At 72.4% G+C, this 24,966-nt stretch carries 14 protein-coding genes; 9 read left to right on the top strand and 5 right to left on the bottom strand.

Annotation, left to right across the window (positions count from 1 at the left end; genetic code table 11):
* The first annotated feature begins 8 nt into the window (after positions 1–8).
* The 4 genes from bcsA to FHS87_RS15485 all read left to right on the top strand — a co-directional run bounded on the left by bcsA (position 9) and on the right by FHS87_RS15485 (position 9,770).
* Entirely contained in the window at positions 9–4,544 is a 4,536-nt protein-coding gene (gene bcsA / locus FHS87_RS15500; RefSeq protein ID WP_184520275.1) for a UDP-forming cellulose synthase catalytic subunit, read from the top strand.
* 4 nt (positions 4,545–4,548) lie between these two features.
* Positions 4,549–8,307 (top strand): cellulose biosynthesis protein BcsC, encoded by a 3,759-nt coding sequence (locus FHS87_RS15495; protein ID WP_184520273.1) that lies wholly within the window; start codon positions 4,549–4,551, stop codon positions 8,305–8,307.
* A 53-nt stretch (positions 8,308–8,360) separates the two neighbouring features.
* Positions 8,361–9,362, top strand: a complete 1,002-nt coding sequence (locus FHS87_RS15490) for an LLM class flavin-dependent oxidoreductase (protein WP_184520348.1) — start codon at positions 8,361–8,363, stop codon at positions 9,360–9,362.
* Positions 9,363–9,434: 72 nt separating this feature from the next.
* Positions 9,435–9,770, top strand: a complete 336-nt coding sequence (locus FHS87_RS15485) for an FKBP-type peptidyl-prolyl cis-trans isomerase (protein ID WP_184520271.1) — start codon at positions 9,435–9,437, stop codon at positions 9,768–9,770.
* A gap of 36 nt (positions 9,771–9,806) precedes the next feature.
* Here FHS87_RS15485 and FHS87_RS15480 read toward each other — a convergent pair whose 3' ends face one another.
* Entirely contained in the window at positions 9,807–10,865 is a 1,059-nt protein-coding gene (locus FHS87_RS15480; RefSeq protein WP_184520269.1) for a siderophore-interacting protein, read from the bottom strand.
* A 125-nt stretch (positions 10,866–10,990) separates the two neighbouring features.
* Between FHS87_RS15480 and FHS87_RS15475 the strand changes: the two genes are divergently transcribed.
* The 5 genes from FHS87_RS15475 (at position 10,991) to FHS87_RS15455 (ending at position 18,025) form a co-directional block, all read left to right on the top strand.
* Positions 10,991–11,719, top strand: a complete 729-nt coding sequence (locus tag FHS87_RS15475) for a YoaK family protein (protein WP_184520267.1) — start codon at positions 10,991–10,993, stop codon at positions 11,717–11,719.
* A 74-nt stretch (positions 11,720–11,793) separates the two neighbouring features.
* Positions 11,794–12,921, top strand: coding sequence for an ABC transporter substrate-binding protein (locus FHS87_RS15470; protein WP_184520265.1), 1,128 nt, complete (start codon positions 11,794–11,796; stop codon positions 12,919–12,921).
* Between the two features lie 11 nt (positions 12,922–12,932).
* A complete protein-coding gene (locus FHS87_RS15465) occupies positions 12,933–13,976 on the top strand; it encodes a FecCD family ABC transporter permease (RefSeq protein WP_184520347.1) in 1,044 nt (347 codons plus the stop codon).
* A complete protein-coding gene (locus tag FHS87_RS15460) occupies positions 13,973–14,773 on the top strand; it encodes an ABC transporter ATP-binding protein (RefSeq protein ID WP_184520263.1) in 801 nt (266 codons plus the stop codon). The genes FHS87_RS15465 and FHS87_RS15460 overlap by 4 nt, the downstream gene beginning before the upstream one ends.
* Before the next feature lie 447 nt (positions 14,774–15,220).
* Positions 15,221–18,025 (top strand): Calx-beta domain-containing protein, encoded by a 2,805-nt coding sequence (locus FHS87_RS15455; protein WP_184520261.1) that lies wholly within the window; start codon positions 15,221–15,223, stop codon positions 18,023–18,025.
* A gap of 13 nt (positions 18,026–18,038) precedes the next feature.
* Here the strand turns inward: FHS87_RS15455 and FHS87_RS15450 are convergent, their stop codons facing one another.
* From FHS87_RS15450 to FHS87_RS15435, 4 genes are all read right to left on the bottom strand, one after another.
* Positions 18,039–18,593, bottom strand: coding sequence for a biliverdin-producing heme oxygenase (locus FHS87_RS15450; RefSeq protein ID WP_184520259.1), 555 nt, complete (start codon positions 18,591–18,593; stop codon positions 18,039–18,041).
* Positions 18,590–21,352 carry a response regulator gene (locus FHS87_RS15445; protein ID WP_184520257.1) on the bottom strand — a complete coding sequence of 921 codons (2,763 nt, stop codon included), beginning with the start codon at positions 21,350–21,352 and terminating at the stop codon, positions 18,590–18,592. The genes FHS87_RS15450 and FHS87_RS15445 overlap by 4 nt, the downstream gene beginning before the upstream one ends.
* A gap of 395 nt (positions 21,353–21,747) precedes the next feature.
* Positions 21,748–23,604, bottom strand: coding sequence for a lytic transglycosylase domain-containing protein (locus tag FHS87_RS24500; protein ID WP_312862013.1), 1,857 nt, complete (start codon positions 23,602–23,604; stop codon positions 21,748–21,750).
* A gap of 410 nt (positions 23,605–24,014) precedes the next feature.
* Complete coding sequence (locus tag FHS87_RS15435; RefSeq protein ID WP_184520255.1) at positions 24,015–24,842, bottom strand: uracil-DNA glycosylase; 828 nt, start codon at positions 24,840–24,842, stop codon at positions 24,015–24,017.
* Positions 24,843–24,966: the final 124 nt, after the last annotated feature.

Raw genomic sequence — 24,966 nt, 5'->3', positions numbered from 1 at the left:
CTGCACCGATGACGGCAATGCGGATGACCGCCACGATGGAGCGCCTGCCTGCACTCGGACGGGCTGTCAGGGCCGCGAGCATCGCGCTCGGCGTTCTGGCCACCCTGTTCGTTATCACCGTTCCACTGAATGGAGAGCAGCAGGCGGTACTCACCGTCCTCGGCATCGTCGCCTTCCTGCTCATCGGCCGCTCCGCCTCGCGCCGCGCAACGGTCTTCCTGGTCCTGCTCTCCGTCTCCATCACCTCGCGCTATCTCTGGTGGCGAGTAAGCGAGACAATCGAGTTCGACAACGCGTTCCAGGCGTTTCTCTCGCTCGGCCTCTTCATGGCGGAATGCTATGCCGGGGCGCTGCTCTTCCTGTCCTACGTCCAGCTCACCTATCCCCTCAACCGAAAGCCGACAGCGCTGCCGCCAAACCCCGCGAACTGGCCAAGCGTAGATGTCTACGTCCCCTCCTACAATGAGAGCCTGGATATCGTGCGGCCGACGATCCTGGCCTGCATGAACATCGACTGGCCGCGCGACAAGCTGAACGTCTACGTCCTGGACGATGGCCGCCGCCCCGAATTCCGCGACTTCTGCGAGGAGGTGGGCTGCGGCTACATTATCCGCCCGGACAACAAGGGCGCCAAGGCGGGCAACATCAACCACGCCCTGCGCCACACAGATGGCGACTACATCGCGATCTTCGACTGCGACCATGCCCCGACGCGGGCCTTCCTGCAAATGACGGCAGGTTGGCTCGTGCGCGATCAGCGCCTCTCGATGGTGCAAACCCCCCACTACTTCTACTCGCCCGATCCGTTCGAGCGGAACCTTGCCCGCAACCGCCCCGTGCCGAACGAAGGTCTTCTCTTCTATGGCGCGATCCAGCCCGGCAACGATCTGTGGAACGCGGCCTTCTTCTGCGGATCCTGCGCTCTCATCCGCCGCACCGCGCTGATGGAGGTCGGCGGCGTGCCGCACGAGACGGTGACGGAGGATTGCCACTGCTCGCTCCGCATGCAGCAGAAGGGATGGCACACGGCCTATATCCGCTTGCCGCTCGCGGCCGGGCTGGCGACGGAGCGCCTGGCCATTCACATCGGGCAGCGTATGCGCTGGGCGCGCGGCATGATCCAGATCATGCGGCAGGAGAACACGCCCTTTGCTCCGGGCCTCACCTGGGCGCAGAGGCTCTGCTACTTCACCGCAGGTTTCTCCTTTCTCTTCGCGCTGCCGCGCATCGTGTTCCTTACCTCGCCGCTCGCCTTCCTCTTTCTCGGGCAGAACATCATCGCGGCCAGCCCGATCGCGATCCTGGCCTATGCCGGCAGCCACATGTTCCACGCCTTCGGCACGGCATCCCGCCTGAACGGGCGCAACCGCCACTCCTTCTGGTCCGAGATCTACGAGGCCTGCATGGCCGCGCCGCTGGTGCTCGTCACGCTCGCAACCCTGTGGGACCCGCGGAAGGGAAAGTTCAACGTCACTGACAAGGGCGGACGCCTGGAGGAAGGATATCTCGATGTCCGGGCCGTGTTGCCCAACCTCATTCTCCTCAGCGCTCTCATCGTCGGGGTTTGCATCGGTGCCTACGGGCTGCTGACGGCGGAGACGGGCTCGCTCGAGTTCCAGGCCTACTTGCTGAACACGCTGTGGTGCACCCTCTGTCTCGTTCCGGTTTCGGCTGCTGTCGCCGTTGGATTGGAGCGGGAGCAGATGCGTGACCGTGCGCGCGTCGAGGTAAACCTGCCAGCGGAGCTGATACTTTCTGACGGCCGGCGCGTCGCGGCGCGATCCTCCGATATCTCCATGTCGGGCGCACGCCTCCTGCTGGAACGGCCCCTGGGCATCGCCGACGGGGATCGCTGCGTCACCTCCTTCGACCTCGGTGGAGAGACCGTGGAGGTGAACGCCACGCTCCTTCACTGGGAGGAGGGCGAGGCTTTCCTTCGCTTTCACACGGAGAACCTTGCCGACGAGGCTGCGATGGTCCGCGTCTTCTTTGGCCGCCCGGATGCCTGGATCCACTGGGACAACTGGCCCAAGGACCAGCCGCTGCGCGCGTTGAAGGACGTCGTAATGGCGACCAAGGACGCCGTCTTCCGCAAGTACCGCTTCAAGATGACAAAGGCGCCGAGCCGCGTGAGCAAGCCACTTCCCCTGGAGCAGATCCGCAAGTCCGACGTCCTGCGCCCGAAGCCGCAGACCGCGGCACCCGCCCGGTCCGGTGCGAACCGGGTGATGGAGAATACCACCGCCGCGCTGCTTCTCGCTGCGCTGATGCTTCCTGGGCTGGCCTCTGCCCAGTCCCGCCCGGCAGTACCCACCCCGGTCGCGGCCCCCTCGGTGGAGCCCCCATCCTTCCGCCCTGTGGCGGCGCCGCCGCCTGCCGCGGCCCCGGCACGGTCTGCGGGGACAAGGGAGGCGCGGCTGACCCTGCGCGAGCTGGGCCTGGCCGGCCCGATGCAGTTCCGCGGCACCTCCGACCTGCAGGGAGTGCTGTTCGGCCTATCGCGGGACGAGGTCGTGACCTCCGCTCGCCTGACGGTGCAGGGCGGCTCCTCCGCCGCCCTCATCCCCTCGCTCAGCCAGATCGCGGTGACGCTGAACGAGCAGTTCGTCGGCAACATCCCGCTCGATCCCGTGCGCCAGGCGTTCGGCCCGCTCTCCTTCGAGATCGATCCGCTGAACTTCACCGAGGTGAACCGTCTGAACTTCCGCTTCTCCGGCCGCTACGCGACGGAGTGCAACGACCCTCTCTCCGGCCTGCTCTACGCCAATCTATCCGACCTTTCGACCCTCGCCCTGACGATCGAGCGCCTGCCGCCGCAGCGGGATCTGGCACGGCTTCCCGAGCCGCTTTTCGACCGGCGCGTGCTGCGCGGGGCGCTGACCCTTCCGGTGGTGATCCCGCCAGAGACCGGGCCGCAGGGCCTGCGGGCGGCAGCCGTCGCGGCCTCCTGGTTCGCGGTGCAGGCGGATTACCGCGGGGCCAGCTTTCCCGTGGATCGCGCCGCACCGGCCCAGGGCAACGCGCTCGTCCTGGCCGCGGGGCCGGACGCCGTTCCCGGCCTGACGCTGCCGCGCTTCGAGGGGCCGACTCTCGCGATGATCGCGAACCCAAACGATCCCTACGGAACGCTGCTGGTTCTCGGCGGGCGGTCGGAGAGCGAGGTGGCGCAGGCCGCGCTCGCACTCGCCGCGGGACGGGGCGGCATTGGCGGGGAGATGGCCCGCGTCTCCCCGCCGAACCTCCCGGCTCGCACTCCCTATGACGCGCCGCGCTGGCTTCCCCCGGACCGGCCGGTGCAGATCGGAAGCCTTGTCGATCGCTCCGAGCTGCAGGCCCATGGCTACACGCCCGGCACCATCCGGGTGCCGCTGCGCACCGCGCCCGACCTGATCACTTGGTCCGATCGCGGCATCCCCGCCGATCTCCGCTTCCGCGGGCCCAATGGACAAGCCGTGGATGTCGGCGCTTCGCGGCTTGACGTGCTGGTTTCCGAGAACTTCCTGAAATCCTTCCCCCTCGGTTCGGGGGAGCGGATGTGGCCGATGAACCAGCTCGCCGGCTGGCTCATGCCGGACTCCGCCGTGCGCAGCGGCCGGGCGTTGGTGCCGACCTACCTGCTCTTCGGGCGTGAGGAGTTGCAGATGCGCTTCGACATGCGCCCGCTGAACCGGGGCGAGTGCACCGCCGTGCCGGGCGATATCCGCGCCGCCGTCGATCCGGACAGCACGATCGATCTCTCGCGGGCCTGGCGCTACGCACGGCTGCCGAGCCTCGGGTTCTTCGCTTCGGCCGGTTTCCCTTTCACGCGGATGGCTGACCTCTCCGGCACGGCCGTGGTGCTTCCGGAGCGTCCGAACACGCTGGAGGCGGGCGCCTTCCTCGACCTGATCGGCGGCCTCGCCGCTCATGTCGGACATCCCGCCACAGGCCTCTCGGTCGTCTTCCCCGCCTTTCTGCAGACCGTGGCCGGGCACGATCTGCTGCTGTTGGGCACGCTCGGCCGGCAGCCCGCGGCCGCGACCCTGCTCCGCAATAGCCCGGTGCAGGTGCAGGGCGACCGGATCACCCTCGCGGCGCCCGACGCGCTGGCGGACATCCGCGCGCTCTTCCTCGACCATCCCGGCTCCGACGAGTTGACCCGCGCCTCAACGGCCCTGGCCGATCTGGGCGAGGGCGTTGCGGTGATGTTGGGAACGGAGAGTCCGCTCACCGCCGGCAAGTCGGTGGTCGCGGTACTGGGCGCGACACCGGCCGCGCTCTCCAACGCCGTCGGGGCGCTGCGCAATGTCGAGACCTCCGCGCGCGTGCAGGGCGACCTCGTCGTCATCAACGGCGGCCAGGTTTCCGGCTACCGCACGGGGGCCAGCTATGCCGTGGGCAACCCGCCCTGGTGGGTGCTGCCCTATCTCTGGCTCGGCACCAGCCCCTGGCGCGTCGCGGGGCTGATGCTCGCGGCGGCGCTGATGCTCGGCCTGCCCTTCCACTGGCTCCTGCGGCGCCGAGCCGCGATGCGGCTCCGCGCCCGCACACCGAAGGGACACTAGGACCATGGGAGAGCACCGCCGAGGACGGGCGCGCGGCGCGCTGGGCGTCGCGCTGGCCCTCGCCGCCTGGCACGGGCAGGCCTCTGCCCAGGCCCCGACCAACTCCCCGGCCGCGCTGGATGTCCTGGTCCGACAAGCCGAGCGCTGGCTGTCCCAGGACCGCACCGAGCTCGCGGCGCCGGCCGTCGAACGCGCCCTCGCCGTCGCGCCGGACGATCCCGCCGTTCTCTCGGTCGCCGCACGGCTGGAGGTGGCGCGCGGGAACCGTGAAGCGGCGAACGCCTTCCTCGCGCGCCTTCGCACGGTGGGCGGCAGTTCGGAGCAGCAATCACAGGCCGAGGGCGCCGTGCGTGGCGCCTCGCTCGATCGCGCCGCGATCGACGAAGCGCGCCGGCTCGCGCGGGAGGGCCGGACGGAGGCTGCCGCGCAGCGCTACCGCCAGATCTTCGGCGCCCAAGGGCCGACCGAGCCCTACGCGCTGGAGTACTATCAGACGCTCAGCGGCACCGATGCGGGCGCCGCGGAGGGGCAGCGCGGCCTCGCTGCCCTGGCCGCCCGTCCCGGCGCCACGGACCGCATGCGCCTCGCCCATGCCCAGGCTCTCACCTACTCGGCCGCCACGCGGGCCGAGGGCATCCGCCGCCTGGGCGAGTTGGCCGGCCGCCCGGAGATCGGGGCCGAGGCGCGGCAATCCTGGCAGGCTGCCCTCGGCTTCGCCGGGAACGACCCTGCCGCCGCGCCAGCGGTCGAGGCCTATCTTCAACGCTTCCCCGACGATGCGGAGATGCGTCGCCGCCTGGAGGCGTTGAGGGCCGCACCGCAGGCCACGCCCACGGACCCGAACGCCGTCGTGCGCCAGTCGGCCTTTGCCCGCCTCGATGCGGGTGGCGTGGGTGAGGCCGCGCGGGGGTTCGAGGCGGCCCTCGCTGCCGATCCGAACGATGCCGACGCGCTCGGTGGCCTCGGCGTGGTCCGCCTTCGCCAGGGCAACAACCCCGAGGCCCGCCGCCTGCTGGAACGAGCCGTCGCGGCCGATCCGTCCCGCGCGCAGCAATGGCAGCGCGCGCTCGACGCCGCTTCCTATTCAGGGGACCTCGCGGAGGCCCAGGCGAAGCTCCGCCGCAACGACCTCGACGGCGCGGACGTGGCTGCACGCCGCGCCGCGATGCGCGAGGTGAACGACCGGTCCGATGCCGAGCTGGTGCTCGGCGAGCTGGCCCTGCGACGCAACGATCCGCAGGGCGCCGAGGCGCGCTTCCGCACGGCGCTCAGCCGGCGCCCCGGCTTCGGCGCGGCGCAGCAAGGGCTGAACGCCGCGCTGCGCGCCCAGGGCCGCCCCGCGGCCTTCGCCCTTCCCCAACCCGCTTCGTCCGCCCCGACCAGCCCTGGGAATGCCCAGGCGAACGCCTATCGCGCCGAGGCTGGGCGCACCGCGGACGCTGCCGCGGCCGCAGCCCTGCTCCGCAACGCCGTTGCCGCCGCGCCGGAGGATCCCTGGACGAGGCTCGACCTCGCCCGCGCCCTGCGCCGGCAGGGCCGCGGGGCCGAGGCCCGCGCCGTGGTGGATGAACTGGCCGCGCGCGACAGCGGGGCGGATGCCACCTTCGCCGCCGCCCTGCTCGCGGAGGAGGACAACCGCCTTGCCGATGCGGACCTCCTGCTCTCCCGCATCCCGCCGCAGCGGCGCAGCCCGGACATGTCCCGCCTCGCCGCGCGCATCCGCGGCCAGCGCGAGGTGGCCTCCGCGGCCGCCCTGCTGCCCATGAGCCCCATCGAGGGGCGGTCGCGCCTTCTCACCCTCGCGGCCCGTCCGGATCCCACGGGCAGCACGGCGGTCGCGGTGATCAAGGCACTGGGCGAGGCGAATGACCGCGCGGGGGCGGCCGAGGCCGCCCGCGTCGCTCTGGCCAACCGCGCCGGCACCGCCATGGCCGCCCGCATCGCGATCGCGGGGGCGCTGCTCGGGGTGGGACTGGAGGCCGAAGCGACGGCCCTGGCGGGCGAGGCCGAGCTCTCCGGGGCCACGGCCGAGCAGCGCCGCGACCTCGCCGCCATTCGCTCCGGCGCCGCGATCCGCGCGTCGGACCGGCTGAACGAGGCGGGCGACCAGGCCAATGCCTTTGAGCGGCTGCGCCCCGTCCTGGCCGATGATCCCGCGAACAGCGATGCCGGCCTCGCCCTCTCCCGCCTCTATCTCGGCGCCCGCCGCCCGGAGGATGCGCTGCGGGTGGCCGAGGCGGTGCTGGTCCGCGATCCCCGCAACCTGGAGGCACGCCGCGCGGCGGTGGAGGCGGCACTGGCCATCGGCGACCGGACGCGGGCCGAAGGGCTGCTGGCGGGGGCGCAGGCGAACAGCCCCCGGGATTCCCGCGTCGCGCTGCTGGAGGCGCGGGTGGCCCGTGCCTCCGGCGATGAGGCGCGCGCCCGCCGCGCCCTCGAGATGGCCGAGACCCAGCGGGCGGCGGAACTCGGCGGCTCCGCCCGCGCTGCCTCGGCGGCCCCGGCGGCGGTGCCGGTGGCCGGTCTCGCGAACCCCTTCGCCCGGACCAGCCTGGGGGCAACGACCGCCCCGGCCGCGATCGCCCAGCCCTCCGACCCCATCATGCGCCAGATCGCGGCGGAGGCCGGGGCGCTTCGCGCGGAGACCGGCACCCTGCTCACCGGGGCGATCACGGGCCGGGTCCGGTCCGGCGATGCGGGGCTGGACCGGTTGCGGGAACTCGGCGCCACCTTCCAGGGGGAGATCTCGCCCGGCTCCCTCGGGGGGCGCCTGACGGCCTCGGTGCAACCGGTGACCATCGAATCCGGCTCGCCGAGCACGAGCGTGCAGGCGCTGCGGCGCTACGGCAGCAATGCGGTGGACACCTCCCTCGCGGACCGCGCGAGCACCCTCGCCTCGGCGCGCGGCACCAGCGCCTCGGGCGTGGCGCTCGCGCTCAACTACGTCCGGAACGACTGGCTGAAGGTCGATGTCGGCACGACGCCCCTAGGCTTTCGCAACAGCAACATCGTCGGCGGCATTGAACTGGCCCCGGCGCTGTCCGACCGCCTGCGGCTGCGCTTCGCCGGAGAGCGGCGCGCCGTGACGGACAGCCTTCTCTCCTGGGCCGGCGCGGTGGACGACCGCACCGGCGCCCGCTGGGGCTCCGTCATGCGTACGGTGGGACGCGGCCAAGTGGAGGTGCCGATCGGCGCGGGCTTCGCCTATGCGGGCGGCGGCTATGCGAGCTTCGATGGCGAGGGGGTGGCGAACAACACCCGGGTCGAGGCCGGGGCCGGCCTCTCCATGCCCCTCGTCAAGACGGCATCCGGCGAGCTGACGGGCGGCGTGGACCTCGTCTATTTCGGCTACGACCGGAACCTGCGCTACTTCACCCTCGGCCATGGCGGGTATTTCAGCCCACAGCAGTACACGGCGCTGAACATCCCCGTGGACTATCGCGGCCGCGCGGGGGACGTCACCTACAGGGTCGGCGCCACGGCCGGCTACGCCGCCTATCGCGAGGACCGCGCGCCCCTCTTCCCGAACAACCCGGCGCTGCAATCCCAGGCGGAGGCCCTGGCCACCTCCTCGGCCGGCAGCGGGGCGCCCTTCAACGCCTTCTATGCCGGGCAGTCGCAGAGCGGCTTCGTCGGCGGCGTGCGGGCCGAGCTGGACTGGGCGATCAGCCCCGGCCTCACCCTCGGGGGTGCCGTTCGCTACGACAAGGCGGCGAATTTCGATGAGACCCGCGTGCTGCTGCGCCTGCAGAACCGGTTCTAGCCACTCCCCCCTCCGGGGTTTTGAAGCCGGAGGGGGGCGCCCATATGGCGTGGATGATCCCGCTCTCCGTCCTCGACCTCTCCCCCGTGCCCGAGGGGAGCGACGCCGGCCAGGCGTTGCGCAACTCGGCCGATCTGGCGCGACACACCGAAGCCCTCGGCTATCGTCGCTACTGGATGGCCGAGCACCACAACATGCCCGGCATCGCGAGTGCCGCGACTGCCGTGGCGCTCGCGCATGTGGCCTCCGGCACCAGCCGGATCCGCATCGGCGCCGGCGGTGTGATGCTACCCAATCACGCGCCCCTCGCGATCGCCGAGCAGTTCGGGACGCTCGCCGCCCTGCATCCCGGCCGCGTGGACCTCGGCCTCGGCCGGGCCCCGGGCTCCGACCAGGTCACCGCCCACGCGCTGCGCCGCACGCTGCAGGGGGATGTCGATTCCTTCCCGCAGGACGTGATGGAGCTGATGGCCCTCTTCCGCCCGGCCCAGCCCGGCCAGCGCGTGCAGGCCGTGCCCGGCGCGGGGCTGGAGGTGCCGCTCTGGATCCTCGGCTCCTCCACCTATGGCGCACAGCTCGCGGCCGCGCTCGGCCTACCCTATGCCTTCGCCTCCCATTTCGCCCCGGCGGCGCTGGAGCAGGCGGTGGCGATCTACCGGGAGCGCTTCCGCCCCTCCGGCCATATCGAGAAGCCCTATGTCATGCTGGGCGTGAACGTGCATGCGGCGGAGACGGACGAGGCGGCGCGGCTTCTCTTCTCCTCGCACCAGCAGTCCTTCGTGAACCTGCGCAGCGGCCGGCCGGGCAAGCTGCCCGCGCCGAAGGAGGGCTTCTACGAGGGCCTCGATCCCTATGCGAAGGCGATGCTGGACAACTCCCTCTCCTTCTCCATCGTCGGCGGGCCGGAGACGGTGCGGCAGGGGCTGAGCGACCTCGTCGCCCGCACCGGGGCGGACGAGTTGATGGTGACGGGCCAGATCCACGACCACGCCGCCCGCAAGCGCTCCTTCTCCATCCTGGCGGAAGTGGCGGGCGAGAGGCGTGCCGCGGCCTGAGCGCCCGGCCTCGTCATTTGGCCGGCCTTGCCGGTCCGGCTAGAACGCCGCCCTCACCAGGGAAGTAGAGACATGATCGACGAACAGAAGCCCGGCACGGGCGACGAGGCCGTGGCCGGCAAGGAGGTCACGGTCCACTACACCGGCTGGCTCTTCGATGCCGGCAAGCCCGAGAACAAGGGCCGCAAGTTCGACAGCTCCCGCGACCGCGGCGAGCCCTTCTCCTTCCCCCTCGGCATGGGCCATGTGATCCGCGGCTGGGACGAGGGCGTGCAGGGCATGAAGGTCGGCGGGCAGCGCCGGCTGACGATCCCGCCGGAGAAGGGCTACGGCGCGCGCGGCGCCGGCGGCGTGATCCCGCCCAACGCCACGCTCGTCTTCGACGTGGAGCTTCTCGGCGTCGGCTGACTCCTGGGATGGGGGCGGCTCCTTCCGCACCCCATCCTATCCCTCGCCATCCCCGCCGTGGCGCCAGTAGGCCACGGCGCGGTAGCGAGCGCGGTCGAGGCCGCGCTCCCCTCCCCAGTGCTCGCGGAGGGCACGGGCAGTGCCGTTCTCGCAGCCACCCCAGCAGGTGACCTCCTCCTGCACGGGCAGGGTGGCGGCCCGGGCAGCTTCCAGTAGCCGGGCACCGTGGGGTGCAACGCCCCGGTGAACCCATCTCAGCGCGACGCTGGCGGGATGCCGGAGCGGCTGCTCCTCCCCCGCGTCTGCCACCTCGATCAGCGCGAGGCCGCGCGCGCCCGCATGCATTCCTTCCAGGGCACGGGCGATGGCGGGCAGCGCGGTCTCGTCCCCCGCGAGCATGGTCCAGCGCCCGAGCGTCACGGTGCCGCCGCCCGGGCCCAGGATCCCCAGCGGATCCCCGGGCCGCGCCCGCAGCGCGAAGGCGGAGCCGGGCCCCTCCTCCCCGTGCAGGAGGAAGTCGATGTCCAGCGTGCCCGCGGCGAGGTCCAGGCGGCGGATCGTATAGGAGCGGCGGATCAGGCCGCAGCCGTCGAGAACGGGCTGGCCGCCCGGGCCCACCCGGGGCCAGACCGGATCCACCCCCGGCGCGGGGATGAGGATCTTCGCGTGCATCCCCCCGGCCCTGAACCGCTCCAGCCGCTCTCCGGCCAGGGTGACGCGGCGCATCCGGGGCGCGATATCCGTCACGCTCACCACGCGCAGGGCACGGAAGTTGTGCGGCCTTCCGTCCCCCCCGGCCGCACTGCCGCCGCGCCAGAGAATGCCGAGGGCCTCGGCGGGGGCGAAGGCATCCAGATGGCCGGCGAGGACGGCCTGGGCATCGGCGAGGCGATCGGGGCAGGCCGCTTCCACCCGCAGCCCCACCGCGCCTTCCCGCAGCAGGAGAAGGGCGGTGGCACCGGGGAGGAGGATGCGCGTCTCGGCACCGCTTCCCGCCACCCCTATCCCGTGATCGGCCATGCGGTCGCGCAGGCGGGCCACGAGCGCGCCCGGGGAGCGGGTGCGGGCGGTCGCCTCGGAGATCAGCAGCGTCATCCCAGAAGCCTCTCCGGAGCGGCCGGACGGGTCCTCTAGATCGCGATTTCCAGAACCATTCCAACCCCGGCCCTTCGGCCGGGCGCCGCTTTCGCGATAGGCTCGCCGGCAGGTGAGGGTTCGGCATGCGGGAACTGGGGCGGCTCGCGATGGGGGAATCCGGTCTGGGCGTCTCGCTCGCCTTCGTCGCGGGGGCGGTTAACGCCGGCGGCTTCCTGCTGGCGGGGCAGTACACCTCCCACATGTCGGGCATCCTCTCCGGCGTCGCGGACGCGGTGGCGCTCCACGCCTTCGGCTTGGCGGTCGCCGGGGCCACGGCCGTTTCCTGCTTTCTCCTGGGCGCCGGCCTCTCCGCGGTGCTGATCAACTGGGGGCGCCGGAACGGGCGGTATCACCCCTATGCCCTGCCCCTCCTGCTGGAGGCCGGCCTCCTCCTTCTCCTCGGCATACTGGGCGAGTTCTTCCAGGCGGTGCCGGTCGCGGGGCTGGCGGTTCCGCTGCTCTGCTCTCTCATGGGGCTTCAGAACGCGACGGTCACGAAGATCTCGGGCTCGCGCATCCGCACCACCCACATGACCGGGGTGGTGACGGATCTCGGGATCGAGCTGGGCAAGCTGCTGTACTGGAACCGCGTGCCCGGCGGCGCGGCGGTGCGGGCCGACCGGGCGAAGCTGCGGCTCCTGCTCGCCATTCTCGGCGGCTTCATGCTCGGCGGGGTGGCGGGGGCGGTCGCCTTCTCCCGCCTCGGCTTCGTCTCCACGGTGCCCATCGCCCTCCTGCTGGTGGCGCTGGCCGGAGCGATGATCCGGACCGAGGGGAGCGCCTCCCCCTCCGGCCCCGTCCGGAGCGGGTGAGCCTCGCGCTGCCGGCATTTGTACGGCTGGATGCGAATGATTATTGTCTGCGCCATCCCCCGCCAGGAGCCGCCATGATCCGTCGCAGCCTGCTGCGCCTTGCCGCGCTGCTTCCCCCCCTGCTCGCCGCCGCGCCCTCCATGGGGCAGGGCGCGCCGCAGCCGATCACCCTGCGCGACGTGGCCGGGCGCGAGGTGGTGCTGCCCGCCCCCGCGAAACGCCTGCTGCTCGGCGAGGGCCGGCTCATCTCCGTTCTTGCGCTGCTGGAGCGGGAAGACCCCACCCGCGTCGTCGCCGGCTGGATGGGCGAGTTCCACCGGCTGGACCCGCAGGGCTTCGCCCAGCTCGCCGCCCGCTTCCCGGCCGCGGAGCGCATCCCCGTCGTCGGCGCCTCCTCCGCCGAGACCTTCTCGATCGAGAGCGCCCTGACCGCCCGCCCCGACCTCGTGGTGCTCGGCCTGGACGGCCATGGCCCGGGCAAGGGCAGTGAGGCGGAGGCGCAGTTCGCCCGGGCCGGCGTGCCCGTGGTCTTCGTCGATTTCCGTCAGGACCCGCTGAACAACACGCTTCCCAGCATCGCGCTCCTCGGCAAGGCGCTCGGGCGGGACCGCGAGGCCGCGGAGTATGTCGGCTTCGCGCGCGAGCACGCCGAGCGTATCCGGGCGCGGCTGGCCGAGGCCAGGCCGACACGCCCCGCCGTGCTGATGGAGCTGCGCGCCGGCGGAACCCGGGAGTGCTGCGGCTCCCCCGGCCGGGGCAACCTCGGCGGGCTCATCGAGCTGGCGGGCGGGGACAATATCGGCGCGGGGGTCGTCCCGGGCGCGCTCGGGACGCTGAACCTCGAATACGTCGTCACCCGCGACCCCGCCGTCTACGTCGCGACCGGCGGCGCGAATGGCGAGGGCACCCAGCCCCGCCTGGGCCCGGGCGTGACGCCCGAGGAGGCCCGCGCCGCCCTTGTGCGCGCCGTCTCCCGCCCCGGCGTCTCCGGCCTCTCCGGCGTGAAGGCCGGGCGGGCGCACGCGCTGTGGCACAGCTTCTACGACAGCCCCTACAACCTCCTTGCCCTGGAAGCCCTGGCGCGCTGGCTTCATCCTGACCTGTTCGCGGATATCGACCCCGCCGCCACCCTGGCCGAGATGAACCGCCGCTTCCTGCCGAGCCTGCCGCTGGAGGGCACCTACTGGGTGTCGCTCCGGTGAGCGCCGCGGTGATGGAGGTGGCGGAGGGCGCTGCGGGCTACCGCCGGCTGCTGCTGCGCCGCGGGGCGCTGCTCCTGGCGCTCAGCCTCGGCCTTCTCGCGGCCTTCCTGCTGGACGTGGCAACCGGCCCCGCGCGCCTGCCGCTCTCGACGGTGCTCGACACCCTCCTCGCCGGGCGCGGCGCCGGCGGCCCGCTCTCCGTCATCGTCTGGGACGTGCGCCTGCCCTACGCCACCATGGCCGTGCTCGTCGGCGCCGCGCTGGCCCTCGCGGGCGCCGAGATGCAGACGGTGCTGGACAACCCCCTGGCCAGCCCCTTCACCCTCGGCGTCTCCTCCGCCGCCTCCCTCGGGGCGGCGCTGGCCATCGTGCTCGGGCGCGGCATTCCCTTCGTGCCGGCGGACTGGCTGGTGCCGGCCAATGCCTTCGCCTTCGCCCTCGCGGCGATGCTGCTGCTGCAGTTCCTCTCGCGCCTGCGCGGGGCGGGGGTGCAGGCGCTCGTTCTCTTCGGCATCGCCCTTGTCTTCGCCTTCAACGCGCTGGTGGCGCTGATCCAGTTCCTGGCGACGGAGCAGGCTCTCCAGCAACTCGTCTTCTGGTCCATGGGCAGCCTCGCCCGCGCGACCTGGGACAAGATCGGCATCCTGGCGGCCGCGCTGGCGCTGGCGGTCCCCTTCTCCGCGCGCGCGGCCTGGCGGCTGACGGCGCTGCGCCTGGGCGAGGACCGGGCCCGCTCCTTCGGGGTGGACACGAACGCCACCCGTCGCGGGGCGCTGCTGCGCGTCAGCCTGCTGGCGGGCGTCTCGGTCGCTTTCGTGGGCACGATCGGCTTCGTCGGCCTCGTCGGGCCGCATGCCGCGCGGCTGCTGGTGGGGGAGGACCACCGCTTCTTCCTGCCGGCTTCGGCGCTCTGCGGCGCGCTGCTGCTCTCGCTCTCCTCCGTGGCCGGCAAGCTCGTCGTGCCCGGGCTGCTCGTGCCGATCGGCATCGTCACCGCGCTGATCGGGGTGCCCGTCTTCCTGGCGCTCGTGCTCGGGCGGGGGCGCGTGGCATGAGCGGCGCCTCTCTCTCCGTCACGGGGCTGCGGGTCGCCTATGGCCGGCGCGCGGTGGTGGAGGGGCTGGACCTCGCGCCGCTGCGGCCGGGCACGCTCACCGCGCTCGTCGGGCCGAATGCGGCGGGCAAGTCCACGCTGCTGCGCGGCATCGCGGGGCTCGTGCCCGGCACGCGCGGCGCGGTGCGGCTCGGGGAGCGCGACCTCCTCGCCATGTCCATCCCCGAGCGCGCGCGGCACCTCGCCTACATGCCCCAGGGGCTGCCGGGCGGCGTGGCGCTCACGGTGATGGAGACGCTGGTGGGGGCGCTGCGTGCCACGCCGACGGCCCTCGCGCCCAATGGCGCCGCGGCGGCGGCCCATGCGGTGGCGGTGCTGCGGCGCCTCGGCATCGAGCACCTGGCCATGCGCACGCTCGACCGCCTTTCCGGCGGCCAGCGCCAGCTCGTCGGCCTCGCCCAGGCGCTCGCGCGCGAGCCCGCGGTGCTCATGCTGGACGAGCCGACCAGCGCCCTCGACCTGCGACATCAGATGTCCGTCATGGCGCTGGTGCGGGAGACCGTGGTGAGCCGCGGGCTGGTGGGCGTGGTGGTGCTGCACGACCTCGGCCTCGCCGCGCGCTTCGCGGACCGCCTCGTGGCGCTGAGCGAGGGAGCCATCCAGGCGGACGGCACACCGGCGGAGACGCTGACGCCCGACCTCCTCGCCCGGGTCTACGAGGTGGAAGCGCGGGTGGAGCGCTGCTCCCAGGGCCATCTTCTCGTGCTGGCGGACGCGCCGATCAGGGGCGCGGCTTAGGAGGAACACGAGGCCGGGCATCCCTCGTCCGGGGTGGATGCCTCCGGTGGCCGAAACCGTGCGCCATCCCGGGGCGCGCTTTCCCGTTCGCCCGGCCGGGCAACGAGCGTGGACTCCGCGCTTTCGAGCCGCAGGTGAGAACCGCCCGTCCCTGCCAGGGAGCCGCCGCCGTGAGGGAATGCGCGCTCCCGTCATCTCCATCCCGCACGCGCAGCGAACGGTGATCCGGAACGCGCCGATCCTTACCTTCCCTGACGTGGCAGCCGCGCGCCCTTCCATTGCGCCAGGCTCGCAGAATTCCTGCTCCGCCCTCTGCCAGGATCGTGCATAGGCGCGGTCATTTCACCCACAAAAATTCGTTTTGTTACCACAACTGTAGGGAGCGGCTCCACTTCGGGAGGATTGCTGACTCAGCTTCCCGTGACGCAGAGGGCTAAGCAGGACGGCATGGCACTCCGGATCGACTACTCCGTCGCGAACAGCTGGAACAGCGGTCTCCAGGCCAGCCTCGTGCTGCGTCCGGACCAGTCCCTGAACGGTTGGACACTCGAGTTCGACGCGGACTACGACATCACGCAGATCTGGAACGCCCAGATCGTCTCGCATGTCGGCAACCACTACATCGTCCGGAACCTGGACTGGAACGGCTCGGTCGCCGCCAGGGCGGAGGTTTCCTTCGGCTTCATCGCCTCTCCCGGTTCGTCACCGACGGGCTACAGCCTCAACGGCCAGCCGGTCGGCACGGCTCCCGCCCCGGTCGTTGAGTTGCCCATACTGAGCGTGGCCGACATGTCGGTTTCCGAAGGCCAGTCGGGCACCACGGACCTGCTGTTCAGGCTCACGCTCTCCAAACCCTCGGCAACCCCGGTCACCCTGGCCTACGCGACCAGGGACGGGACGGCTCTTGCCGGCGCCGACTACGCGGCGGTTTCCGGAACGGTCACCTTCGCGCCCGGCGAGACCTCCAGGACCATCATCGTTCCCGTCCTCGGCGACACGGTGGTGGAGGCGGATGAGAGCTTCGGCCTCCTGCTCTCCGCCGTGAACGGGGCGGTGCTGGCCCGGGCGACCGGCGTGGCGACCATCGTCAACGACGACACCGCGCCCGTCACCTCCCCTTCGGCGGCGGTGAGTGACATCTCCCTCGCGGAGGGAGACAGCGGCCAGAAGCTCGCCACCTTCACCGTGACCCTGTCCAAACCTGCGACTGGCCCAGTGTCGCTGAGCTACGCGACCGGGGACGGCACAGCGAAGGCCGGGACGGATTACGCGGCGGCGTCCGGCACGCTCGCCTTCGCGGCGGGCGAAACCAGCAGGACCGTCACGGTCGCGGTGCTCGGCGACACCGCCGTGGAGGCCAATGAGACCTTTTCCCTGCTCCTCTCGAACCCGGCCGGCGTCATCGTGTCGCGAGGAACCGCCACGGCCACCATCACGAATGACGACGCCGCCCCTCCCCCGGTCACGGGAGCGGCGCCATCGGTGAGCTACGCGGTGGCCAATGACTGGGGCAGCGGCTTCATCGCCGATGTCAGGGTGACCGCGAGCACGACGGGCCTGAACGGCTGGACCGTGGCGTTCGACGCGGGCTTCGACATCAGCAATATCTGGAACGCCGAGATCGTCTCGCATGCCGGCACGCACTACGTGCTCCGCAACCTCTCCTACAATGGCAGCCTTTCCTCCTCCGCTTCGGTGAGCTTCGGGTTCCAGGCGGCGACACCGGGCGGCCACGATGTCGAGCGGCTGTCGGTGAACGATGTTCCCGCAGGGCCCCAGCAGCCAGCCCTCCCCTCTCTCTCCATCGCGGACGCGACCGTGACCGAGGGGAATACCGGCAGCGTCGACGAGGTCTTCATCGTCACGTTGTCGCAGCCCTCCTCCTCCGCGGTCACCGTGCACTACGCCACGCAGGGCGGGACCGCGGCCGCGGGAATGGACTTCACGGCAACCTCGGGCACTCTCACCTTCGCCGCCGGGGAGACGAGCAAGGCGGTCACCATCGCCGTTCTCGGGGACGCGTTCCACGAAGCCGCCGAGACCCTCTCGGTGAGCCTCTCCCTCGCCTCCGGGGCGACCATCGGACGGGGCACGGCGAGCGGCACCATCCTGGACAACGATCCCGCGGCGCCGACGGGCCCCGTGACGAGCCATCCCGGCTTCTTCCACACCGACGGCAACCAAATCGTCGACGACGCCGGCCAGGCCGTGAAGATCGCGGGCGTGAACTGGTTCGGCCTGGAGACCGGGACTTTCGCGCCGCACGGGCTCCACACCCGAAGCTACACCTCCATGATGGACCAGATGAAGGAGCTCGGCTTCAACACCATCCGCCTGCCCTTCTCGGACCAGCTGCTCGACACCGGCCGCAACTCGCCGGGCGGCATCGACTACAACCTGAACCCGGAACTGCGCGGCCTGAGCGGCCTCGCCCTGCTGGACAAGATCGTCGACTATGCCGGCACCATCGGCATGAGGATCATCCTCGACCACCACCGCAGCTCCGCCGGCGACGGCCCCAACGGAAGCGGCCTCTGGTACGACGGGACCTATGGCGAGGCCCGGTGGATCGAGAACTGGAAGATGCTCGGCCAGCACTATGCCGGGAACCCGACCGTCATCGGCGCCGACCTCGCCAACGAGCCCCATGGCGCGGCGACCTGGGGCGGCGGCGGCGCCAATGACTGGGCGGCGGCGGCCACCCGCGCGGGCAACGCCATCCAGTCGGTCAATCCCGACTGGCTCATCATCGTCGAGGGAACGGGGGGGAACTACTGGTGGGGCGGGGACCTGTCAGGGGTGGCGTCCAACCCGGTCACGCTCGGCATCGCGAACCACGTGGTCTACTCGCCGCACGATTACCCGAATTCCGTCTACGGCCAGCCCTGGTTCAACGCGGCGGACTTCCCGAACAACCTGGAGAAGGTCTTTACCGACCACTGGGGCTACATCTACCAGCAGAACCTCGCCCCCGTGCTGCTCGGCGAGTTCGGCAGCAACCTGACCGATCCTAAGGACACCGCCTGGCTCAGCAGGCTCGTCCCCTATCTCGGCGGCGACTTCGACGCGGACGGCAGGACGGACATCGCCGCGGGAGACGAGGGCATGAGCTGGACCTGGTGGTCCTGGAACCCGAATTCGGGCGATACGGGCGGCATCCTCGCCGCCGACTGGCGGACGCCGAACCTGACCAAGCTCGACGCCCTCCGCCCGATCATGGCCGACCTCATCCCGGTGACCGGCGGCGCCTAGCCCCGGGCGGCGGTCAGCCCGGCGCGAGCATCCAGTCGCCCAGCGTCGCGAAGGTCGCCTTCGCGCCGCGCAGGACGGAGGCCGCGTCGGGCTCCGCCTCCAGCCGCTCCAGGAAGCCCCGCCACATGGCGCCCGTCGCCTCGCCATGGCCGGCGAAGTAGGAACGGGCGTCCTCCGGCACCGCCCTGCGGTCCAGCCCCTTCAGGATCACCCGCCCGCCCAGGGTGGATCCCTCCATGACGTAGAGCGAGCCCATCGCCTCGCCCCGGCCGTGCAGCGGGGGCGGAGGGCAGACAGGCAGGCCCTCGGGCGCGATGCCGAGCGCGCGGAGATCGTCGCGCAGCAGGTGCAGCCGGCGGCGGGGCGCCAGGAAGGCGTCGTCGCCCAACTCCGCCGCCACTCTCGGCTCCCACCCCGCCCAGAAGCCGTGGAAGCGCGCCAGCACTTCGCGGTAGCGGCCGGCGGTGAGGCCGGGACCGGCGAGGCGCAGCCCGTTCTCCAGCCAGTCGTGCTCTGCCCGCGTGCCGGCGCGGAGGGTGTCGCGAAGGGAGGCTTCGGCGGTCATCATCCCTCGGTCATGGACCGGACCTTAGTCGCCAGCACGTCCATGGCGAAGGGCTTGGTGATCACCTGCATCCCCGGCGCCAGCAGGCCGTTGCCGATGGCGGCGTTCTCGGCATAGCCCGTGATGAACAGCACCTTCAGCGCGGGGCGCCGCTCGCGCACGGCATCGGCGAGCTGGCGGCCGTTCATGCCGCCGGGCAGGCCCACATCCGTCACCATCAGGTCGATCTTCGGCATGGCCTCCAGGGCCTTGAGTGCCTGCGGCCCGTCGCTCGCCTCCACCACGCCGTAGCCGAGATCGCGCAGGACTTCCGTGACCAGCATCCGCACCACGGGCTCATCGTCCACCACCAGCACCGTCCCGCCCTCGGGCGCGGCCTGGTCGAGGGTGGGGCGGGCAGCGTCCGCATCGGCCCCCTCCGCCTCCACCGAGCGCGGGAGGTAGAGCCGCACCGTCGTCCCCTGCCCCGCCTCGGAATAGATGCGGACATAGCCGTTCGACTGCTTGGCGAAGCCGTAGACCATCGAGAGGCCGAGCCCGGTGCCCTGGCCGAGCGGCTTGGTGGTGAAGAAGGGGTCGAAGGCGCGGGCCACCACCTCGGGCGGCATGCCCGTGCCCGTATCCGTGACGGAGACGGCGACGTACTGCCCCGCCGTCACCTCGTGGTGGCGCCTGGCATAGGCGTCGTCCAGCCGGGCGTTCACCGCCTCGATCGTCAGCCGCCCGCCGTCTGGCATCGCGTCGCGCGCGTTGATGGCGAGGTTGAGCAGCGCGTTCTCGAGCTGGTTCGCGTCGCAGAGCGTCGTCCAGAGCCCGCCCGACATCACGGTTTCCACATGAATGGCCGGCCCCACCGTGCGGCGGATCAGCTCCTCCATGGAGGTGACGAGGCGGTTCACGTCGGTCGGCTTCGGGTCCAGCGTCTGCCGGCGCGAGAAGGCGAGCAGCCGGTGCGTGAGCGCCGCCGCACGGTTCGCCGAGGTCATGGCGGCGCCGAGATAGCGGTCCAGCTCCCCCACCCGGCCCTGCGCCACGCGGTTGCGCATCATCTCCAGGCTGCCGACGATCCCGGCGAGCAGGTTGTTGAAGTCGTGCGCGATGCCGCCGGTGAGCTGGCCGACCGCCTCCATCTTCTGGCTCTGCCGCAGCCGCTCGTTCAGCTCCGCGATGCGGCCGAGGCTGCGGATGATTACCTCGGTGATGGCGTGGCGGAGCGTCGCCGCGATCTCCAGCTCCCACCCCGCCCAGGGGCGGGAATGGCCGTGCCGCTCCTCCACCCAGCGCTCGAAGGACTGGCGCGGCAGGACGGAGCCGCCCTGCGGGTCCATCGCCTTGTGCGGGTTGCCGCCCCAGCTCACGAGATACGGCTCCTCCGGCCGGAACCAGAGGATCATGTCCGTGCGGTCGACGGTCAGGAACACGGCCAGCACGCCGCTGGCGAGGGTGGCGTGCTGCGCCCAGTCCGGAAAGTCGGCGCTCATTCGGTCGGAGTGGAAGATGTCCTCCCCGCCCCGGTCGCGCAGCCAGTTGGCCAGGCGCAGCAGGTCCGGTGCCGGCGGCGCCTCGCCCAGGCGCTCGACCGTCGCGCCCCGCAGCAGCGCGGCGCCGCGGCATCCGAAGAAGGAGGCGATCGTGACCGCCCCGGCCGTGAGGGCGGAGGTGACGTCATCCGCCTCCGCCATATGGGCCGTCAGCTCCGCCAGGCGGTTCATGTCCGCCCGCCGGGCCTCCTCCACCCCGTGCTGCTCCGCGCCGCCCACGCGCAGGGCGAAGGCGTCCGTCAGCGCGGTCGCCGCGGCGCGCTGCCCCGGGGAGGGGCGGTGCGGGCGGCGGTGGTGGCAGACCATCAGTCCCCAGAGCTGCCCCTCGTGCAGGATCGAGAGGGACATGGACCCGTCCACGCCCATGTTGCGGTGGTACTGGAGGTGGACGGGCGAGAGGCTGCGGAGGCGGGTGAAGGAGAGGTCGATGGGCCTCTCCGGCATCTCCGGCACCTCCCAGGAAGGGTCCTTGTGCAGCGGCACGGGGGCGGCGTCCCGCGACGGGACCCAGCGGATGAGGCTGCGCCTGTAGAGCTCGCGCGCCTGGGCGGGGATGTCGGAGGCGGGGAAATGGAGCCCGTCGAGCGACTGCTCCCAATCGGCCACCTTGTCCTCGGCCAGGGTCTGGCCGTGCCAGTCCTGGTCGAAGCGGTAGATCAGCACGCGCTCATAGCCCGTGAGATGGCGGATGCCCTCCACCGTCACGCGGGCGAGTTCTTCCAGCCGCCCTCCGGCAGCGCGCAGCCGCGCGATCGCCCGTTGCAGGGCGCGCGCCGCGCCCAGCGCCTCCTCCTCGTCCCTCGGGGCGACGGGCTCCAGCTCGATGAGCACCATGCCGTCCTGGGTGTGGGAGGTCACCTCGAAGGGGCCGCCGGGCAGGTCCAGCCCGGTTTCCCAGGGCGTCTCTCCCCGCAGCTCCCCCGCCGCGGCGAGCTCGCCCAAGGCCTTCGCGAACTCCTCGCCGAGCACGTCCGCCACGGGAAGGCCGAGCAGGGTGTTGGAGGGAAGCCCCTCGGCGAGCAGGCCCGCATTCTCGCTGGCCGCGCGGATCACGAGGTTGCGCGAGGGGTCCGCCACCAGCAGCACCCCGTGCGGCTGGATGGCGCCGGGGATGTGGATCGGCTCCTGCGCGCAGAGCGTATCGGCCCGGTCGGGCTCCGGCGGCACCATGGGCTGGGCCGCCAGGCCGCGCAGGCGGGCGGGACGGAGGGAGACGCTCATTCGGGACGGCGCACCCCGCTGCCCCCAACGGACGAATCCTCGGCCACCACGGCCAGGAATAGCAACGACTGCACCGTCCGCCCCGGGATGGACCTACGGGGACAACGGGCTTGCGGGCGGGCATGGTGGATCACGCAGAGAGAAGGGCTACGGGGAGCGCGGGTTTCCGCGCTTCGCCCCGCAACGACGGACGCTGCCGGGCGGAGTGCCTCCTCCTCGCCCGAATGGATGGGGCCGCCCCGGCCGTGCCGTTGCCCCCATGCCTGCCGCCACACGTCGAACCCTGGAATCACATGCGATAAATTGCAGGTCGGCGACGCTCTTCCAACCCGTGCGTGCCGGCCTTTCCGCACACATGCGCGTGGCTGGCCGGCCCCGGCGAAGCCTGCCCGCGCCTATCGCGCCCCGCGGTTCCGGGCCACGAGCCGGGCCAGCTCATCCACCCCGAGAAAGCGCGGCGCGTTGCCGGCGGCCAGCGCGTCGAGGCTCGGCGATGGCAGGCCGAGGCGGCTGGCATAGATCCAGGAATAGGCGAGCACGCGCTGCACATAGGCGCGGGTCTCGTTGAAGGGGATGCTCTCGATGAAGAGGAAGGGGTCCTCCCGGTGCCCGTTCGCTGGCATCCAGCGGGACAGGTTGCCCGGGCCGGCATTGTAGGCCGCCAGCAGGCGGATGAGGTCGCCCTTCACGTTCTCCTGGCCGGAGAGGTGAAGCAGGTAGCGCTGGCCCAGCTCCAGGCTGAAGCCGGGGTCGTGCAGCCGGCGCTGGCCGCCCTCGCGCAGGTTCGCGTCGCCGGTGATGAAGGCCGCGGTGGAGGGCATGACCTGCATCAGCCCTCGCGCCCCGGCGGGGGAGAGCGCATCGGGGTCGAAGTTCGATTCCTGGCGGGCCAGCCCGTAGACGAGGGCCGGGTCCGCGCGCCAGCCGCCCTGCGGCTCCAGCCGGGGCACGGGGAAGCGGGCGTAGTCGCGCGGGCGGCCATCGGCGGCCTGGGCCTGGGAGGCCAGCATGGTCGCCAGCTCCGTCATCCCGGCCGAGGTGGCGGCGGCGAGCATGGCGCGGGCAAGGCTCGGATTGCCGCCGGCCACCGACCAGAGGCGACGCAGCTCCGCCTCGGCCCGCGCCTTCTGGCCGATCTGGATGAGGGCGAGGGCGCGCCAACCCCCGGCCGTCTCGGACAGGGCGGCGCGCTCGGCCTCGCCCGCCACCTCGCCCTCCCAGGCGAAGCCGGGCGGCAGGCCCAGGGCACGCCGGGCGACGAGGCCGTAGAAGGTGCGCGGCTCCTGCGCCGCCTGGAGCATCCAGGGAACATAGCCCTGCGGACGGCGGGCGCGGACGGCCGCGCGAGCAGTCCAGAACGCCGCCGCCGCGCGGGTCACGGCCGGGGCCGCCTCGCTGCGCGCCGCCGACTCGAAGAAGGGCAGCGCCGTCTCGTACTGGCCGAGGCCCCAGGCCGACAGCCCGGCGAGGAAGGCCGCCTGGGCCGGGGCGGCGGGGCTGCGCGCCGCCCGGGAGGCCACGCGGAAGGCGTCCTCGTCGCGGCCGGAGGTGAAGAGGGCGAGCGCGACCTCGGTCTGCAGGGCGGCGGCGTAGGGCGGCGTCATGCCGCGCGTGGAGGCGATGTAGCGCAGCGCGTCGTTCACGTCGCCGCGGGCGGCCATGTCGCGCACCGTGCGGTCGAGCGCGGGATTGCGGACCAGGGGGCGGGCCGCGGCGGCGGGCTCGCGCTCCTCGGGCGGGATCTCCTGGCCGGGCTGGGGAACCTCCTCCGCCGCGGGATCGGTGGGCAGCGGGGGCGGAGTGACGCCCCGCGGCAGCCGCCGGGCCAGCATCGCGTGCAGCCGGGGTGCGTCGGGATGGTCGGCGTGGTCCGACAGCCAGGCCTGGAGCTCGGCAGTGCTCGGCTCCACCCCGCCCGTGCGCCAGCGGTCGGCGAGGACGTGGCCGATCAGCCGGCGGTCGTCCAGCCGCTCGGCCTCCCGCATGGCCTGGGACATCTCGCCCCGCGCCTGCAGCTCGAAGATGCGGCGGAGACGGGCGGCCTCGGACGGGGCGAGGGGCTGGGGCAGGCCCTGCGCGGCGGGCGCGGCGATGCCGGCCAGGGGCGTGCGCGCGAAGGAGAGGGCGATCTCCTGCGGCGTCTGCATCTCCTCCAGGCGGTTCGACGGCCGGCGCAGCAGCGAGACCGGCTCGGGCGCGTGGGGCTCGATCCGCGCCGGAGGGGTCTTGCGCGCCTGGCGCGCGACCCGCACCGGCGCGGCCCGGCCCGAAGCACGGCGGGGTGCCTCCCGCAGGATCGCGCGCTTGGGCTCGCGCGCGGGCGCGCGCGAGGAGGCGCGCGGCGTCTCCGCACGGGTGACGACGGCACGGGACGAGCGGCCTGCGTCGCGCTGCGGGCCATGGTCGCGGCGGAATGTGCTCTCCGACGCTCGGTGCGGAGCAGCCTGCGCGGTTGCCCCGCAGAGGGCGAGGGCCAGCGCCAGGGCTATCCGAACCGTGCGCGCTCGCCGGGGGGGACGGCGATCGAGCCCGGGGGGGGAAGCTCGCATGGGCGGGGACGGTTAGGGAAGCTGCCGGGGGAGAGCAAGCAACCCTCGCGCGAGGCAGGCGCGCCGGGAGAGAAAAACAATAACTTAGCCTTCACAGGGCCTTCACGTTCCGGTCAGGGGGCCTCGGCCGGGCCGTCCAGCGCGCGCCGGAGCAGCCGCAGATCGGTCCAGGCGTCGCGCTTTCCCGCGGGCTGGCGCAGCAGATAGGCCGGGTGGAGCGTGGCCAGGGCCGGGACGGTCCCGAGGCCGGGCACCTCCAGGGAGTGCCAGCGCCCGCGAAGCCGCGTGATGCCCTCGTTCCGGCGCAGCAGCGCCTTGGCCGCCGTGCCGCCGAGCAGCACGACGTGGCGCGGGCGCAGGAGGGCGAGGTGGCGCAGCACGAAGGGGGTGAAGAGCGACATCTCCGCATCCGTCGGCGTGCGGTTCCCCGGCGGCCGCCAGGGCAGGATATTGGTGAGATAGGCGTTGCGGGCGCGCTCGACCCCGATGCTGGCGAGCATCCGGTCCAGCAGCCGGCCGGAGACGCCGACGAAGGGCTTGCCCTGCCGGTCCTCGTCGGCCCCCGGCGCCTCCCCGATCAGGACGAGGCCGGATTCGGGAACGCCGTCGGACAGGACGAGATTGCCCGCCGTCTCCCGCAGGGGATGGTCGAGCGCGGCCAGGGCCGCGCTCAGGGCCTCGATGCTGTCGGCGCCCGCGGCCAGCTCCCCCGCCCGGGCAGTCACCGGGGCGAAGGCGGCGGCGGGGGTGAGCGCCGGGGCGGAGGGGCGCGGGGCCGGCTGGCGCGCGGCCGGAGCGACAGGCCGGGCGGCCGGCAATGCCTCGGGGGACGGGCGGGTACGGTCGAGCGGCGCCTCGTCCAGCGCCTCGTCGGCGCCCCAGGCGATCTGCAGTTCCAGCGCGGCGAGAAGGGCCGCCGTCTCGGCCTCGTCGGGCTCCATCCCCGGGGTATCGCGCCCAGAGAGGGGATCGCGCAATGGCCCGCGCGGATCGAGGGTTACGCAAGGGGTAAGGCGGGGCTACATGCGTGACCAGATCAGGAGGAGAGCCCGTGTCCGAACGCGA

It is taken from the genome of Muricoccus pecuniae, assembly GCF_014199205.1.
GTDB classification, from domain to species: Bacteria; Pseudomonadota; Alphaproteobacteria; order Acetobacterales; family Acetobacteraceae; genus Roseomonas; species Roseomonas pecuniae.
This window is presented reverse-complemented; position numbering and strand designations above follow the sequence as displayed.

Bases quoted from the DNA above. Each gene is read 5' to 3' on its own strand.
- bcsA (WP_184520275.1), top strand. From the start codon at position 9: ATGACGGCAATGCGGATGACCGCCACGATGGAGCGCCTGCCTGCACTC.
- FHS87_RS15495 (WP_184520273.1), top strand. From the start codon at position 4,549: ATGGGAGAGCACCGCCGAGGACGGGCGCGCGGCGCGCTGGGCGTCGCG.
- FHS87_RS15490 (WP_184520348.1), top strand. From the start codon at position 8,361: ATGATCCCGCTCTCCGTCCTCGACCTCTCCCCCGTGCCCGAGGGGAGC.
- FHS87_RS15485 (WP_184520271.1), top strand. From the start codon at position 9,435: ATGATCGACGAACAGAAGCCCGGCACGGGCGACGAGGCCGTGGCCGGC.
- FHS87_RS15480 (WP_184520269.1), bottom strand. From the start codon at position 10,865: ATGACGCTGCTGATCTCCGAGGCGACCGCCCGCACCCGCTCCCCGGGC.
- FHS87_RS15475 (WP_184520267.1), top strand. From the start codon at position 10,991: ATGCGGGAACTGGGGCGGCTCGCGATGGGGGAATCCGGTCTGGGCGTC.
- FHS87_RS15470 (WP_184520265.1), top strand. From the start codon at position 11,794: ATGATCCGTCGCAGCCTGCTGCGCCTTGCCGCGCTGCTTCCCCCCCTG.
- FHS87_RS15465 (WP_184520347.1), top strand. From the start codon at position 12,933: ATGGAGGTGGCGGAGGGCGCTGCGGGCTACCGCCGGCTGCTGCTGCGC.
- FHS87_RS15460 (WP_184520263.1), top strand. From the start codon at position 13,973: ATGAGCGGCGCCTCTCTCTCCGTCACGGGGCTGCGGGTCGCCTATGGC.
- FHS87_RS15455 (WP_184520261.1), top strand. From the start codon at position 15,221: ATGGCACTCCGGATCGACTACTCCGTCGCGAACAGCTGGAACAGCGGT.
- FHS87_RS15450 (WP_184520259.1), bottom strand. From the start codon at position 18,593: ATGATGACCGCCGAAGCCTCCCTTCGCGACACCCTCCGCGCCGGCACG.
- FHS87_RS15445 (WP_184520257.1), bottom strand. From the start codon at position 21,352: ATGAGCGTCTCCCTCCGTCCCGCCCGCCTGCGCGGCCTGGCGGCCCAG.
- FHS87_RS15435 (WP_184520255.1), bottom strand. From the start codon at position 24,842: ATGGAGCCCGACGAGGCCGAGACGGCGGCCCTTCTCGCCGCGCTGGAA.